The 15,579-nt window shown below is 37.9% G+C and carries 13 protein-coding genes; 6 read left to right on the forward strand and 7 right to left on the reverse strand.

Annotation, left to right across the window (positions count from 1 at the left end; genetic code table 11):
* Nucleotides 1-21: 21 nt before the first annotated feature.
* Both RCC89_18665 and RCC89_18670 read right to left on the reverse strand, forming a co-directional pair.
* Nucleotides 22-2,112 carry a hypothetical protein gene (locus RCC89_18665; protein ID WMJ75170.1) on the reverse strand — a complete coding sequence of 697 codons (2,091 nt, stop codon included), beginning with the start codon at nt 2,110-2,112 and terminating at the stop codon, nt 22-24.
* 351 nt (nt 2,113-2,463) lie between these two features.
* On the reverse strand, nt 2,464-4,557 hold the full coding sequence (locus tag RCC89_18670; GenBank protein ID WMJ75171.1) for a hypothetical protein: 2,094 nt from the start codon (nt 4,555-4,557) through the stop codon (nt 2,464-2,466).
* Nucleotides 4,558-5,360: 803 nt separating this feature from the next.
* Between RCC89_18670 and RCC89_18675 the strand changes: the two genes are divergently transcribed.
* Complete coding sequence (locus RCC89_18675; GenBank protein ID WMJ75172.1) at nt 5,361-5,699, forward strand: P-II family nitrogen regulator; 339 nt, start codon at nt 5,361-5,363, stop codon at nt 5,697-5,699.
* A 78-nt stretch (nt 5,700-5,777) separates the two neighbouring features.
* Complete coding sequence (locus RCC89_18680; GenBank protein WMJ75173.1) at nt 5,778-7,031, forward strand: ammonium transporter; 1,254 nt, start codon at nt 5,778-5,780, stop codon at nt 7,029-7,031.
* Nucleotides 7,032-7,123: 92 nt separating this feature from the next.
* On the opposite strand, the gene RCC89_18685 is transcribed toward RCC89_18680, so the two are convergent.
* A complete protein-coding gene (locus RCC89_18685) occupies nt 7,124-8,305 on the reverse strand; it encodes a serine hydrolase domain-containing protein (GenBank protein WMJ75174.1) in 1,182 nt (393 codons plus the stop codon).
* 245 nt (nt 8,306-8,550) lie between these two features.
* On the opposite strand from RCC89_18685, the gene RCC89_18690 reads away from it, so the two are divergent.
* Entirely contained in the window at nt 8,551-8,751 is a 201-nt protein-coding gene (locus tag RCC89_18690; GenBank protein WMJ75175.1) for a hypothetical protein, read from the forward strand.
* A 177-nt stretch (nt 8,752-8,928) separates the two neighbouring features.
* Here the strand turns inward: RCC89_18690 and RCC89_18695 are convergent, their stop codons facing one another.
* The 3 genes from RCC89_18695 to RCC89_18705 all read right to left on the reverse strand — a co-directional run bounded on the left by RCC89_18695 (nt 8,929) and on the right by RCC89_18705 (nt 10,943).
* Complete coding sequence (locus RCC89_18695) at nt 8,929-9,417, reverse strand: hypothetical protein (protein WMJ75176.1); 489 nt, start codon at nt 9,415-9,417, stop codon at nt 8,929-8,931.
* Between the two features lie 196 nt (nt 9,418-9,613).
* A complete protein-coding gene (locus RCC89_18700; protein WMJ75177.1) occupies nt 9,614-10,615 on the reverse strand; it encodes a WYL domain-containing protein in 1,002 nt (333 codons plus the stop codon).
* Nucleotides 10,616-10,721: 106 nt separating this feature from the next.
* On the reverse strand, nt 10,722-10,943 hold the full coding sequence (locus RCC89_18705; protein ID WMJ75178.1) for a hypothetical protein: 222 nt from the start codon (nt 10,941-10,943) through the stop codon (nt 10,722-10,724).
* Nucleotides 10,944-11,134: 191 nt separating this feature from the next.
* On the opposite strand from RCC89_18705, the gene RCC89_18710 reads away from it, so the two are divergent.
* Together RCC89_18710 and RCC89_18715 are read left to right on the forward strand one after the other, a co-directional pair.
* On the forward strand, nt 11,135-11,725 hold the full coding sequence (locus tag RCC89_18710; protein WMJ75179.1) for a sigma-70 family RNA polymerase sigma factor: 591 nt from the start codon (nt 11,135-11,137) through the stop codon (nt 11,723-11,725).
* A complete protein-coding gene (locus tag RCC89_18715; protein ID WMJ75180.1) occupies nt 11,718-12,839 on the forward strand; it encodes a serine protease in 1,122 nt (373 codons plus the stop codon). The genes RCC89_18710 and RCC89_18715 overlap by 8 nt, the downstream gene beginning before the upstream one ends.
* 29 nt (nt 12,840-12,868) lie before the next feature.
* On the opposite strand, the gene RCC89_18720 is transcribed toward RCC89_18715, so the two are convergent.
* On the reverse strand, nt 12,869-14,713 hold the full coding sequence (locus tag RCC89_18720) for a DUF885 domain-containing protein (protein WMJ75181.1): 1,845 nt from the start codon (nt 14,711-14,713) through the stop codon (nt 12,869-12,871).
* A 122-nt stretch (nt 14,714-14,835) separates the two neighbouring features.
* On the opposite strand from RCC89_18720, the gene RCC89_18725 reads away from it, so the two are divergent.
* A complete protein-coding gene (locus RCC89_18725) occupies nt 14,836-15,486 on the forward strand; it encodes a 2OG-Fe(II) oxygenase (GenBank protein WMJ75182.1) in 651 nt (216 codons plus the stop codon).
* The last annotated feature ends 93 nt before the right edge of the window (nt 15,487-15,579 follow it).

Here is a 15,579-nt window from a genome sequence, read left to right on the forward strand (position 1 = left end):
ATATTTGGGAATTAGGAATATTTAGAAAAAGATTTTAAGTTCTACTGTTGATTCTGAACCTCTGAACCTGTCGAGTTCAAAGTTTTTATCGGTATGGCTTAACCACCTATGTCTCAAGAAAAGACCTGCACGGCTAGAAAAGTCATAGTCCAGACCAATGCCATAACCGTATGCCGTTTGGTTCATCGGTTTTCCGTTTTCGGCGAGCTCTGTCCTCATGTTACCAAAGTTCCTTTCAAGGCTAAAGAACTTTATAATGGTTAGCTTGGGGCTAACTGCATAAAAGGTCATAAGCTCCTCATAAAATGTTCTTACGAAAGCTTCCTCTGTAAATGTCGGGACAGGAGAGAAACCTTCCCTAACCGAATTATAGTTACCGTAATTAGACACAATTAAGTCCCTATCCAAGACCCTGAACTTATACTTCAAAGAATATTCAATACTGTTGTAGCCTTTTTTATAATCAGCCACCGGATCAGTAATCCGAATAGTCTCAAAAGTTCTCCTAAACTGACTTATGATCCGGTTGTAAGGTCCTAAATCTCTTTGAAAGTATGCAAATCTTGACCGGGTAAAATGGTTGGATCTGTGATGAAAGGATACAGAATTAAAATCGGGGTTATTGAAAACACTGTTGGTATCACTACTAAACAAGTTGTCATGTTCCTGGCCTGCACTGATCATAAACAGGACTTTCAACTTGCCATGCGTATCTTCATACTTTGCATTGGTAGCCCATCTATTATTAGCCATTTGCCCCACATCTGTGATACCATTATATATAGTCATAATATCATTAGGGCTATATATTAGGGCAGGCGTAGCAACTGCATGAGGGTTAGCAGTATTTAACACTTGGCTATTTACATTGACAACTGATTTTTTTATACTATATGCTTGAAGACTAAGGGGTACCCCGAACAAACTTTTGGCAACATCTACCTGCATGTTAAAGCAGTGGTTGTTAAGAATGTTTTCTCTGTCCCAATCCCAGTCTATACCTCCAGGCCTTATCTCCCCCTCAAACTCCCCTCTGGCTGGGTTATCGTATACATTTACACTATCTCTCCAACGCCCGACACCAAACTCTGTATAAATTTTGATATCATTAAAATTTAATCGTGCGTCAGCAGTTAAAATTTCCTGATTTATCCTATACCTTGCTCGGCTGTCTGTAAATCCATTTTGACCAAAATAGTTAACACCGACTTTATGCCTGCCAAGTGTCTTGTCTACTTTAAATGCAAACATATTCTTAGGAGTCCTAGCAAGATAAGTTTGGAAACCACCACTATTGTCCGTTTTACCATACATTACCTTGAAATTAAAACCTCCCGGCAAATTTCTACCATCTAGGACAAAACCTTGAGTACCAGTATTTCCCCATCTTTGGTCCCTTGCAATATTTTGGTCAGCGTAATATGTATTATACCTAGCCCAAGAAGCACCTTCGGGTTCCCAAGGAAACCGCTCGAACATATCATCTCTATATTCATAGTTCCATAGGGTAAAAGGACTCATTTTTTGCCAAATAACACCACCACCTGAAGTCAAGGTAAAATCGCCAAAATTGGTATTGGCTCCGGCTGTAAATTCAAAAATCCTGTAGTTCATTATCCTCCTGTTGGCTGTACTACCAGGCCCTGTCCCTAGCTCTATGGTATTCTCAAAAAAGTTACCGAACAACTGATGGTCCATGTGGTATTCAACCTTGAAGTGTGTTCTTGAGGTGGGCGCCCCTTCTAACCGAAGAAGAAAAAGTGGTTCTTGATAACCTGTAAAAACTCCGGCTCGTCTATCCAAACCGTTAAAGGTGAAAACTGTCTGTGCAGGAAGCTCCTCGTACCTGACAGGCATATTAAGCATTTGGTTATAACTTCTGATATAACCAGAATATTTTAGGTTAGTCCATCGTTTATAAGTTGACTCTTTTGCTTCTTGAGGAGCACTTTTCTTTGTGTGAGCTTTGGAACGCTTGGCAAAGTTTTGATTATCCAAAAGAAGCACAGTCTTTTGTTCACCTGTACTGTCCGGACTGCTAGAACCTCCTTTACCGGGGCCTCCACTTGCATTTGCACTGAAGGCTATCAGGAAAATGCAAAATACTGACAATAAAATGGTATTAGTTTTCAATATTGATAAATATTAAATAGTTTATGGGTTAATCCTGATTTTACACAATGACAACAACCTTCAAAATTATATAAAAAAATTAATATTCTAAATACTAAAAAAACCTTTCTGGCCTAGATTACGTAATCACGGATATTCTACCTCATGAGAAGCACCCAAATCTGAGCGAGGTATTTTTTGCAATAACCTTTGTAACCTAGACGAAAAAGCAGGAAAAGATTAAATGACACAGTTGTATCATTAAATTTAATCTTACGAAGGGGCAATATTAATTAAAAATAAAACAACAACAAATTTTTTAAACTCAAAATGTCAATCATACACTATGAATTACATTTGGCGTAAATAAGCAGCAGCAGGTTTAGGGAACTGGAACTGATTAAATTCGTAGAAAAAGCGGCTGCGCTCAAAAAACTGAAAGCCTGGCCTACCAACGTGGGGGGCTTGAGGGTAAAAGCCAACCAAAAACTGAAGTGTTCCAAAAATCAAGTGCTCATTTCGAAAGCGGAGACCAAAACCAAAACCTGTCTGTAGGTTTTCGTTTTTAAATAAAAAACCTTCATTCCCTATATAAGCCATATCGGCAAAAAATATCAGCGCTGAGTTAAAGCCAAAAAAATTAAGTGGTGGGAAAAGGTTCAACTCCAGGTTTAAAACCCCTTTTTTGATACCTCTTAGATCAGGTGCATTAAAGCCACGCACCCCCATACTTCTATTTACATCAACCTCAAGCCATGGTAACGGATTGATACCTTCTGTGTACCTAAGCCCGACATAAACCCGAGACTTCCATCGGTGCATATTCATAATTGGGGTAAAGTACATAAATCGACCATGAAGCGCCCCCTCTTCCCATATGGCTCCATTTCTATAGGCTCCGAGGGTAAAGTTCCCATAGAAATACCCTAAGTTTCTATTAAAACGGCTCCAAGCCATGTTCACCCCAAAGTAGGGCCTGCGGATATTGTTCAGCCCTTGATCAAAGCCGCTCACAAATGCTATTAAATCACCTTCTGGCACATCTTCTGTCCGGCCGAAACGGAAAATATATTTGTCCTTGAAAAAACGGGTATTGATATACCCAAGGCTACCCAACAACTGATGGCTGTTAAAACCGTCAGGCGGCATTACGGTATGGTGCACCCTAGAAGCTTTTAATGCAGCCACCCATCGATTACCCTTAAGCTTTTGCTTGTTGCTCTGAATCAATTTACTCGAATAACCTATCCATGCCTCCTGATGATTCATATAACTACGTGGTGGGTCATCATCCCAAGGCAAAGGATAATGCCCTTGTTCAAGCCAGGATAAACTAACGCCTCCTGCCCACTTTATCGCAGGAGAAATAAATTCACGGTTTAGACTAACCCCGTACCTTTTCACACCGTCTTCTAGAACATAATGTGCGTGACCGGTAAAATAAGTGTCATAAATATTATTTACCAGTAAATTGCCATTGTAATTGTAGCCAGCAGGCAACATAGGGCTAATCAGCATTTGATTAGAAATAGTAGTACCAGTTCCCAAAAAGTTGGCATCTCCAAGAGATAGGTTCCCTCCCGTCATCGGAGGGTCATAACGACCTCCGATGGACTTACTCCATACATCCTGAACAACTACTTCCACATCTACGCTATCATTATCTTCCTGATAGTTAAGAATATCTATTTTTGAATCAAAAGTATACTCATACTGTCTAAGCAATCGCTCGTTTTCTGCAATTTCAAACGCGTTGACTTTATCCCCCTCTTCAAAAAGCAGTTTATTTTTTATAAGCCACTTTCTACTTTTAATATGGACGACATTCCCAGTTTTTTCTAATAAGTTTTTAGCCTGCCTTTCAGGATCTGTAATGGTAGCCCCAAAAGGATCCAACACTTTAATTTCTATACTTCTGATAACACGATCTTCGTATTGCTGGAAATAGCTATCGCTTTGCTCGGTCGTCTCTTCTGCCCCTTCTTTCACCTCACCTTTCCTGTCAAACCTTACCACATTTTTAAGCAACTTAGCTATATAATTATCCTTTTGCACATAATCTTCAAGCTTCATCAACATCAGCTTGTCTTTTTTATACAATGTATCCCTAGAGGTTACAATACTGTCACGGAAGGATATGAGCGAATCTTTATAGTCCACATAAATAGTACCGGCAGAATCTACATTGACTTCCTTATAAGCCATTAAAGAATCAGAGAAGGTTATATAATAATAATTGGCAACATAGAAAGAATCAGAAGGAGTATATGCGGTATCTTTGATGGAAATAAAAACATCATCTAAAGGAATATGCACAAGCGAATCTTTTACCCCTAAATCGCTTTCTATCTGCCCTTGCTGTGCTTTAAAAGCAGAACATCCACACAAAAAGTAGGTAAAACATAAGCCTGATAATATAAAAAGATATGCGGTTTTCTGAGACATACCACCTGTAAAAAATAGGATAACCTCCTTTAAAAAGTAGTTCAGACTGTAAAATGTTTAATATTTAGCCATCCATATCCCGGGTAAAAAAAAAGCTGAAGCTGGCACAACAACTTTTCAAGTATTTCCCACCCTCTAATGATAATATTCACAAAGCACCTGGCATTTTTCACCTAAGAAAAACACCATTGCAGAACCGAAATAAGCCCAAACAGTGAATCTTATAGCAACGCCAGCCATAAAGGCAAATGAAGAAAGGTTAAAAATGTATAATCGAATAAATAAGGAAAACAAGAACAAGTATTTGTACTTTTCCAATACAAAAACTCAAATACACAGGAAGTATTTTATCCAAAACCTTAAATAACACCTAAAAACTTTCTAAAAAAAGACTATAAACAAATATTTACAATTTTATCTTAAACAAGAAATGGTAATCCAAACAATAAATTTTAACAACACCAACTACTATAAAACGCAAACCAACAAACAGACAAAAATACCAAAAACTAAAAAAGACCGTTTAATTTTAAACTACATATCGAAAAAACTATAAAAAATTTAAAAAATGCCGTCCAATAAAACACTTAACTAAAAAAGAGTAAACTTGACTAAAAAATTGAAAATATCCGATAGACTCAAAAACACACGACCATAAGATTGCACTTTAAGAATAGAAAACATAAACAATTAAAGATAATACCTTATTTTATAATTTTTTCAATAAATTCATGATGAAAATTTAAAACATTTATTATAAATTTATCTTCATATTACAATTAGGAACCTAAAAGACCATTGACATGAAAAAAATTGAAGCAATAATCAGGACTTCGCATTTCAACAATGTAAAAGAAGCCTTGCACACCATCGGGATCGACTTTTTCACTTTTGAGGATGTAAAAGGTGTGGGAAATCAAAAAAGTGAAAAGACGGTTTACAGAGGCCATGAATATGACTTGGGCTCAATTGCGAGAACAAAAATCACTATCGTAGCACCAGAAGATAAAGCGGACGAAATTATCAACTCTATAATGTCAAGTGCAAGAACAGGCGAAATAGGAGACGGTAAAATATTTGTTTCGACCATTACAGAAGCTTACCGGATAAGGTCTGGCGAGAAGGACATTTCAGCCCTTTAAAAGTTACCAATACCATTACCAATAACCATTTTATACCAAACCATTTTATTAACCTAATTACTAGCTAAATAGAAAAACATGGAACCAACAACAGTATCAAATGAACTATTTACCGTAAACAACCTGTGGCTTATGATCGCTACAGCCCTTGTATTTATCATGCACTTGGGCTTTGCCACAGTTGAATCAGGATTATCCAGGGCAAAAAATACTGTCAACATTCTTTTCAAAAACTCGATAATTCCAGGCTTAGGCCTACTTACCTATGCCATGTGGGGTTTTAGCATTATGTATCCAGGCGAGGCTTTTGAAGGGTCATTTTTTGGCTGGGCTGGCTGGGGCGTAAGCTCACCAGAAGGAGCTGCTGGACTTATCGCATATGAAGACGGCCAATATACTTATTGGACAGATTTCTTATTTCAGGCTATGTTTGCCGCTACTGCAGCCACTATCGTTTCAGGTGCTGTAGCAGAAAGGATAAAACTTGAAAGCTTTTTACTTTTTTCTTTGATTCTTGTAGGCTTAATGTACCCAATTGTAGGCATGTGGAAATGGGGCGGAGGTTTCCTTGAAACGCTTGAAACGCCATTTATTGACTTCGCTGGATCTACTATTGTCCATTCTGTGGGTGGATGGGCTGCATTAGCTGGAGCTATTGTCTTAGGGCCACGTATCGGCAAATACTTAAACGGAAAAGTTAGACCTCTTCCAGGTCACAGCATGCCTCTTGCCACTATGGGGGTATTTTTCTTATGGTTAGGCTGGTTTGGTTTTAACGGTGGATCTGTCCTATCTGCGGACCCAGGCGAAGTTTCTCTAGTGCTTGTAACCACCAGCCTTGCAGCAGCGGCAGGTGCCTTTGGCGCAATGATTACATCATTCATTATTACAAAAACTCATGACTTAACCATGGTGTTAAACGGTATCTTGGGCGGATTAGTGGGTATAACAGCAGGTGCCGACCTGATGACTCCACTTGATGCAGCTATCATTGGGCTTGTATGCGGAATGATTGTTGTTTTCTCTGTCTTGTTCTTTGACAAAATTAAAGTAGACGATCCTGTAGGAGCTATATCGGTACACCTTGTATGTGGGATGTTCGGAACGTTGGCTGTAGGAATCTTTGGAAGCGAAGCAGGTGGAGCACAGCTCATAAGCCAGCTAATCGGAATTGCAGCAACTGGAATATTTATTTTCCCAGTATCTTTAGGCCTTTTATTCCTAATTGACAAAACTCTAGGACTAAGAGTAAGCAGCAAAGAAGAAATTGAAGGCTTGGATTTAGGAGAACACGGAATGCGTGCCTATAACATTGATTATGAAAAGGCTTAATATTTTCCAACACTCAATAAAAAAAAACCTGTGCAGAAGCACAGGTTTTTTTTATTTTCAATATCACTTTCAGTGAAAACCGTCACAAACAACTATTTTTGACCCAACTCTTTCTTGATTTTATTGGCTATTCCTTTAAGAGTGCTACTCCCTGTATTATTTAGTATGATAATAGCATCATTGTCTTTATAGTAACGAATAATACAAGCCCGAGCTCCTTTCCAATGTCCATAATGATAAACCATATCAGGATTGTCTTTGATTTTTCTCCAACCAAAACCATACAGCACCCTTCTGCCATTATCCAGGTTTGTATACCCCATAAGTTCCTCAAGGGTTTCTTCTTTCAATAAGATTTCACTATACAAGGCTTGATCCCACCTAAAGAGGTCTTCTACAGACGAATATATCCCTTTTTCTCCAACAAATCCGTTCCTAATATCATCATCGAAAGGTTGATACCCCCACCGGTTCAATTGGTAATTATAGACACGGTTGGGAATTATAGGTTCATTAGCCAAACTAACTACTCTAGAGTTAGTCATTCCTAATACATCAAAAATCCTTTCCTGCACAAAACCCTGAAAAGTCATACCTGAAACCTTCTCGACCAGATGTGCCAACAGCACATACCCTGTGTTATTATAAGCGAACCTTGTACCTGGCTTAAACTGAAGTCTCGGCTGTTTATCACTTAAAATATACGGCATTTCAGTATTGGTAGCTATTTTACAACTGTCCCAATAGCATAAATAAGTAGGCACATAGTTCAAAAAGTTAATTAGGCCAGAAGTATGGTTCAACAAATGTCTTACCTTAATACCTTCGTATGGAAGTTCAGGCATATACTCAGTAATGTCATCATCAAGATTGATTTTGCCTTCATCCCTAAGCATCAAAACCGAAACCGCCGTAAATTGCTTTGATACAGAGGCTAGGTGAAAAGAAGATTCTGGCAGCAAAGGCTCCTTTCTCTCAAAGTTGCTATACCCGTAAGATTTTTTAAAAATAATTTCTCCACCTTTGCTTACAAGCACGCTCCCATTAAATAGTCGTCTCTTGTGAAGCCTCTGCAAATAGCTATCTATTCTTTTTTGATGAGCGGAAAACTCTGGATAATTAACCACTTCTACTGAAACATCAAAAGTACCACTTATAGAATCTTCGTCTACTTTTGCAGATTCTAAAACATCTTGACTCCCCTCAATCTTCGATAGCTCACAGCCAGATAAGTAAAGACAACCCAGCAACATTAATATTATACCGTATTTCATCAAGTTCACAATTAACAGCAAGCTGGACTTCTCCAAACACCACCATTTGCCTGCAAATATAGGAATATAGCGCCAAAACCATTTACCCTTTTCCAAAAGACAGAAGTGTCAGCCTATTTTTAACGCTTGAAGGCTTTAACTATTTCAGCGCTGCTACCACTTAAATGAAAGAAAAAATAAATTTTCATACATAAACATTAACTTTTCTGAGATGCCGACTGTTTACTTTAAAAGGGTTTACAGATATGGGTGATAAGAGAAATAATATGAACGGGGACAGGGAGCTATCTGATCTGGTAATAAACTCAAAAGGACAACTATGTGAAATACTAGATTTAGGTAGCACAATATTTGTACATGTATTTAATTCTTTAAGAGAAGACCCTTGGGTTGGTATAAGTTTTAGTTTTAACCCGAGGTTTATTTCAAGAAGTGTAGGATGGTAACACAAGGAAAAAAGTCTGTTTAATTATCAAAAACAAAGTGCAAATTTCTAAGAGGTGGCAAAAAATAAATCAATACGGTACCTGTTAGCCAGAACAACCAGTTCAGCCAATCGAGGTTACAGTCAGATTTAGCGTTTTGCCCCAACTAGAAATTCTACCAGTAACTTTGTTTACTAATCAACAGGCTTTTTTCCAATAATCATATGCAATATCGAGCGAGTGGTTTATTTCTTCGAGGACCATTTCTGGATCAGGGTCTGAGATATACCTGCTTTGGGGAAGGAACATGCAAGCCACCAAACTCTTATCTTGAGTGTTTTTTGCTTTATTAAGAAGAAAGTGATATATCGGGTCTGGAAATATTTGTAAAAGACTGTTTATATCCTCAGCAGTTTCCGAATGCCGTATTAAAGCAAACATTTCCATAACTGCATCATCAGATTTATCCAGTGCCTTATACAAAGCATAATATGCCAAGTATTCCTTATTCTCAAGCGCTGAATTGTTTATCTGCTGAAACACAGCAAGACAATCGTTTGAGCTTTGGCAATTTTTTAAGGCATAATTAAAATACATTTGCGCATCTTCATTGTCCTGCAGCAAAGCTTTTTCCTTTGCCACTTGACACAGTTTTTCTATATACTGAACTACGTCGTTGTTCTTCATAAGGCTTTTTTGTTATGAGTAAAAAATCTTAAACCTGAATTATGCAATAGATTTCGCAGTTTAACCACCGACTCCTTGCCTAAACATCAAAGAGCAGGCATATTTAGTTTACTTATAACAAAAAAAAGCCGTCACAACGCATTGAAACTGCGTGGTAGAAAATTTTGTAAAAAATATGCACAAAGGTTAAGCAAAGTCAATAGTTTGCCAAGGCATTTTGTAACATGGCAATCATTTGCTGCTTGACCGATTCAGGCTCAACCACTTTTACATTTTCACCATAGCTCAGCAGTTGCATCATAAGTTCATAGGTAGGAAAAACATAAAGCTGTATCAAGCACTCATCTTCAGACTCCTTAACAACCTTTTGCGAATGATGCAAAGGAAGTGTCTTTATATAATCTGCAGCTTTAGGGGTAAAAGAAAGGAGGAGTTCAACAGGGTCATCCTGCATGGACGTAATTCCAAAGGCATGTCGGAAATACTTATCTCTATCAAACCCCTTATCCGACTCATAATAAGCGGTTAGCATCTCTAATTCAACAATTCGGTCTAAGCCGAAGACCTTTACTTTATCATGATTGGTATCTTTGCCTATTACATACCATCTATTTCTAAATTCTTTAAGCAAATAAGGTTCTAGCTTATAAGATTTAAGCACCTGCTCGCCGTGTTTTTTATAGCTGAATTCAATCAATTGTTTTGCTTTAATCGCCTCTACAATCTTGTTCAACAAATGGCCGCCGGACAGATAAGGGGGGTTATCAAACTCAACAAAGTCAAAAGTTTCGCTATCACTGATACGATTTAAATTAAATGCCTCAACGATTTTCCCCACAGCACCAGAAAACTGTCCCATCAGAGGAATGCTTTTTAACTGATCCAGCACAGCAACGGCAAACTGAAGCGCATTTACCTCTTCTTCATTAAGCGGAATCTTGTCAATAGAAAAGTCTTGCTCTGAATAATAATACCCTTTTTTCACTCTGTCATAAGCAATTGGGGCAAAATATCCCAACTCTTCGTTATGCCTCATATCTTCGATGTCTTTGTCAATGGTGCGAAAAGACACTTTACAGCCTAGCGCATCCATGCAGGCTTCACAAAGCTCCTCTTTAGAAGGATACTTACGCATTTTATTAGTAAGGCATTTATTGATAATCCTATACCTTACCAATGCATCTTTGTTAATAGGCATAATAGAAGTTGAGTAAATAAACTTTATGTGCTTCTAAAATAAAAAAAGGCCTGAAGGAGTAAAAATCCATCAAGCCTTTTTTTTAAGAGCTGTATTATAATATCAATTATTCAGCGTCCTCTTCTTCAGTTTCGTCCTCAGCGCCTTCTTCTTCAGTTTCTTCAACATCAGCAGCCTCATCTAGATCTTCAACATCTTCTTCAGTTGCAGAAACTTCAGCATCTAGTTCTTCAACATCACCTTCTAATTCTACTTCATCAGAAATTTCAGTTTCAGCAGTAGCATCGTTTGCAGTCTCTTCTTCTGGAGCAGAACAAGCAAACATCATAGAAGCTAAAAATACGATCGCGCTGAATTTTGCAAATACTTTTTTCATAATTGTAAGTGGTTAGTTAATCCTAGTTAAATAATATAAATTGTACCCTTAATACAAAAAGTAATTAAAGGTAACCCACGAAAAAATATTTTTTTTTAATTTGGGTTACTTACATAAGAATAAAGTATTAAATATTGAAGTTAATGAGCAAAAGCAACCACCTTTCTGACGAAGAAATAACGGCTGGGATTAAAGAAGGGGACTTATCGGTGCTAAAAATAGTCTACAAACTATACTTTCCGATGATCCTTCACTTTATTGCCAAAAACAATGGTTCAGAACAGGAGGCAAAAGATATCTATCAGGAAGCCATTATTAACTTGTATGAAAAGGTAAAAGACAGCGACTTTTTACTTAACTGCAAGGTCAAAACGTATATATATTCGGTATGCAGAAGAAAATGGCTAAAAAAACTGTTAGAAAAATCGAAGAATACTGGCAGAGTTGAAGACTTTGAAGAGTTTCTGGAGATAGAAAAAGAAGACAGCCAAGCAAAGGACAATGAGATCAGGTTTAACATTATGTATAAATCACTTAGTCGGTTAGGAGAACCTTGCAGGACTATTTTGGAAGATTTTTACATAAGGAACCTGAACATGGAAATGATTACCGAAAAGTTTGGATATACTAACCCAGACAATGCCAAAAACCAAAAATATAAGTGCCTGATGAGGCTAAAAAAAATGTTCTTCAGTGCTTACAACAACCAGGATAACTTAGACGATCATGAATGAAGATGTTTTGATACTGGAAAAAATAGACGCTTGGATCACCGGGCGTATGACAGAAAACGAAAAGATTGCTTTTGAAAAAGAACTGAAGAGCAATCCTGAGCTTCATGATTTGTTCCAATCTCAACTGGACACTTATGAAAACTTTCAGCTTTACGGAAGAAGGATAGAATTGAAAAAGCAACTGAACAAGTTTCATAAAGAAATGTTAGATGAGGGAATCCCTCCATATAAAGAAGCAAAAACAGAAAAGCCTCCTAAAAGGAAAGTTAAAAAGTTTAATTTTACCAAGCTAGCTGTAGCAGCCTCTATCTTGTTATTGCTTGGCTGGTCTTTCACATTTTTCTCTACCTATCTAAAATCGCTAGAAGAGAGCCAAAGTGTTCACTATAAACAACTAAGAAGAGATTTAGATAAAATAAAGAAATACCAATCAGAGATATTGCAAGATATACATTCGGCTGATGAAGAAAAAAATGCGCCACCGGTTAAAGCCAATTGCAGCGGATCTGGTTTTGCCATTTCTGACAATGGTTACCTTGTCACAAGCTACCATGTGGTAAAAGGAGCCAAAGGTATTATAGTAGAACGTTCTTATGACGAAACAGTTTACCCTGCAAAAGTGGTATACAAAGACAAACAAAGAGATTTAGCGATCCTGAAAATTGTAGACACCACATTTACAGGTTTCGGCAACCTTGCCTACACCATTAATGAAAGTTATCTAGCCGACCTTGGAGAAAGGGTTTACACATTAGGCTTCCCTAAAGAAGACGTTGTTTACGGCGAAGGATCGATAAGCTCATCTACAGGATATGAAGGCGACACCACTTCTTACCAAATATCCGTACCTGTAAATCCTGGAAACAGCGGTGGCCCTCTTCTGGATGAAAAAGGACAGGTAATAGGGATTATCAGTGGGAAACATATGGGCGTAGAAAGTGCTGCTTTTGCCGTAAAATCTCAATATTTACTTCAAATTATAGAAGAACTAAAAGCAGACTCACTGGCAGAGCCAATAAACTTACCAAAATACAATCAACTAAAAAGCCTAAAACGGCCACAGCAAATTAAGAAGTTAAAAGATAACGTATTTATTATAAAGGTATATTCATAAAAAAAGAGGGGCTTAAAACCCCTCTTTTTTTATTTGCTTCCACTCAGCTCCTCTTGCTGTTTCTCTTTTTCTATCCAATTTTGCATATTTTCTTCAAGTATATCTAAAGGCAATGCTCCATCTGTAAGTATTGCATCATGGAACCTGCTAATATCAAAGTCCTCACCTAGCTCTTGTCTTGCGAAATCCCTTATCTCCAGTATTTTCAACATACCAGTTTTATAAGATGTTGCTTGACCAGGATATACAATATAACGTTCTATCTCTCTTCTACAATCTTCTTGTGCATTTGGTGTATTCGTACATAAGTAATCAATCGCTTCTTCACGTGTCCATTTTTTATAATGAATTCCCACGTCTAACACAAGACGGCATGCACGCCACATTTCCATAGTCAGACGTCCAAAGTCAGAATAAGAGTTTTCATACAGCCCCATTTCCTTAGGTAAAAGCTCAGAATATAGCCCCCACCCCTCTGCATAAGCAGTGTAATTGCCCAGCCTTCTGAATGTAGGGATACCTTCTAATTCTTGGGCAATGGCAATTTGCATATGATGGCCAGGCAGCCCTTCATGATATGCCAAAGCCTCCATCTCATATTTTGGCATGGCACGCATATCAGAGGTATTTGCATAAAAAATACCTGGTCGAGATCCGTCAGGAGCTGGAGATTGATAGAAAGCCGCTGGTGAGGATTTTTCACGAAAAGGCTCTACCGGTTTTACCACAAGCTCTGCTTCAGGCAAGGTATTAAAAATACGAGGCAGCAGCGTTTTCATGCTATCCAAGATTGCTTCAGCCCGAGAAATATAAGCTTGTCGCCCTTCTTCCGTATCTGGATAGTAAAACTTAGGATCTTCTCTTAAATACTCATAAAACGCTTGCAAGTCCCCTTCAAAACCTACCTGTTCCATCAGCTCTTTCATCTCCCCCCTGATCCTTTCTACTTCAGTCTTTCCTATTTCAAATATTTCTTCAGGAGTAAGTTCTGTAGTAGTGTTTCGTCTTAAAGCATATTGGTAAAACTCATCTCCATCAGGCAACTTCCAAACGCCATCCTCTGTAGTAGCATTCTCAGAAGATTCCTGTAAAAAATCAATGAGCTTTTCATAAACAGGTTGGACTTTACCTGTCAAAGCACTGCGTCCTTCAGCTAACAACCGTTCTTCTTCCTCGGAAGAAATGTCCAGGCTTTCTACTTTAGATGTAAAGTCCTTCCACAAACTTGAAGGTTTATCAGAGTCGTCAAATGGCACACCTTGCAGTAGGCTTTTACAATCATTGATTACCCTTTCGTAAACGAATTTAGGTGGCATAATATCTTTTTCTTCCCTAACCTTTACTTTTTCCATAAACTGCTCAAACAACGGTTCCATGCCCTCTAGTCTGGCTATGTAGTCTTCAGCATCAGGAATACTGTCGATCCTGTGTACGTTGATCAAAAAGGAAGGCGCTGAAGAGTGTAGGCCAAAAAGCTGGTTTACCGGATAGTTGTGAAACCTCCATTGCATACCCTCCTCTCTCATTTTAAAATTATAGTCAGAGAGCCTGTAACTAATTTGTGCCTGGCGGTTTAGTTTTTCAAAATTAAAACTGTCACGCATGATCTGGTTGTTCCGTTTGCTTATCTCAAACTCTTCCAGTTCATGTTCATCAGAAATGTCGTCCCATTTATCATAATCTTTCTTGATCCCCAGGCGCGACTGATATTGGGGACTCCGTTCAACACCTTCATTAAATCTTTTTTCAAAAAATTCATTCAGCCGTTCGGATTCTTCATCTATTTCCTCCTGAGAAAAAACAACTTCTTTTCCGGTACTTCCTGCACAGGAAACCAGTATACCGGCCATTAAAGCTAGAAAAATGTACTTCATTACATTCATAAACCATCAAAATTTTAGTATGTGATTATATAAACAACTTTACACTATTTATCGTTTAAAAGCACTTGCAATATAAAAAAATTGTTACCTTTTGCAGACTGTTCTTAGAAACAATGGAGACCAACATTTTGCAGCAAAGTCATCTGGAAGATGATATGCTGAACAGGGTAAGCACTGACCTGTATGAAAAAGGATATGCGATACTAGAGCATTTCATCAGTGAGACTTCAATTGCCCTACTAAAAAATGAAATGTTTAGCCATCTCGAATATGGCCATTTCAAAAAAGCAGGGATTGGTAACAAAGTAAACACAGTGGTCAAAGAAGAAATCCGGGGAGACTATATTAAATGGATTGACCAAAATGACCATGTCTTTCAAAATCACCCCTATTTTATCCAGTTGGAAAAAATCCGCCAGCATTTAAACCAATCATTCTTCCTCGGCTTGGAAGACTTGGAAATGCACTTTGCTATTTATCCCGCAGGCAAAGGGTATCAAAGGCATTCGGACCAGTTTAAAAATGATGGAGGAAGAAAAATATCGGCTGTCTTTTATTTAAATGAGCAATGGGAAGAAAAAGATGGAGGGCATCTGACCATATACTTACCCAAAGACAATGGACGGGAGGAAGTCATCACTGTTACGCCAAATGGAGGGACCTTAGTCATATTTGACAGCAGCCTGGAACATGAAGTAATGCCTGCAAATCGAGAGCGATGCAGCATTACCGGGTGGTTTTTAAACAGAAAAATCTTGTATTGAACCTGAATTTATGCATTAAAACTTTCTATTGCATAATCCAGGTTGAAAATAAAAAAGGTAGTGACTGAAATTTCCAGCCACTACCTTTTTTAA

The sequence above is a fragment of the Cytophagaceae bacterium ABcell3 genome, assembly GCA_030913385.1.
Lineage (GTDB): Bacteria > Bacteroidota > Bacteroidia > Cytophagales > Cytophagaceae > ABcell3.

Excerpts from the sequence above, each read along its gene's own strand:
- RCC89_18700 (WMJ75177.1), bottom strand. The coding sequence starts at position 10,615 with ATGCCTATTAACAAAGATGCATTGGTAAGGTATAGGATTATCAATAAA.
- RCC89_18720 (WMJ75181.1), bottom strand. The coding sequence starts at position 14,713 with ATGAAGTACATTTTTCTAGCTTTAATGGCCGGTATACTGGTTTCCTGT.
- RCC89_18670 (WMJ75171.1), bottom strand. The coding sequence starts at position 4,557 with ATGTCTCAGAAAACCGCATATCTTTTTATATTATCAGGCTTATGTTTT.
- RCC89_18705 (WMJ75178.1), bottom strand. The coding sequence starts at position 10,943 with ATGATGTTTGCTTGTTCTGCTCCAGAAGAAGAGACTGCAAACGATGCT.
- RCC89_18715 (WMJ75180.1), top strand. The coding sequence starts at position 11,718 with ATGAATGAAGATGTTTTGATACTGGAAAAAATAGACGCTTGGATCACC.
- RCC89_18685 (WMJ75174.1), bottom strand. The coding sequence starts at position 8,305 with ATGAAATACGGTATAATATTAATGTTGCTGGGTTGTCTTTACTTATCT.
- RCC89_18690 (WMJ75175.1), top strand. The coding sequence starts at position 8,551 with ATGGGTGATAAGAGAAATAATATGAACGGGGACAGGGAGCTATCTGAT.
- RCC89_18680 (WMJ75173.1), top strand. The coding sequence starts at position 5,778 with ATGGAACCAACAACAGTATCAAATGAACTATTTACCGTAAACAACCTG.
- RCC89_18695 (WMJ75176.1), bottom strand. The coding sequence starts at position 9,417 with ATGAAGAACAACGACGTAGTTCAGTATATAGAAAAACTGTGTCAAGTG.
- RCC89_18725 (WMJ75182.1), top strand. The coding sequence starts at position 14,836 with ATGGAGACCAACATTTTGCAGCAAAGTCATCTGGAAGATGATATGCTG.
- RCC89_18710 (WMJ75179.1), top strand. The coding sequence starts at position 11,135 with ATGAGCAAAAGCAACCACCTTTCTGACGAAGAAATAACGGCTGGGATT.
- RCC89_18675 (WMJ75172.1), top strand. The coding sequence starts at position 5,361 with ATGAAAAAAATTGAAGCAATAATCAGGACTTCGCATTTCAACAATGTA.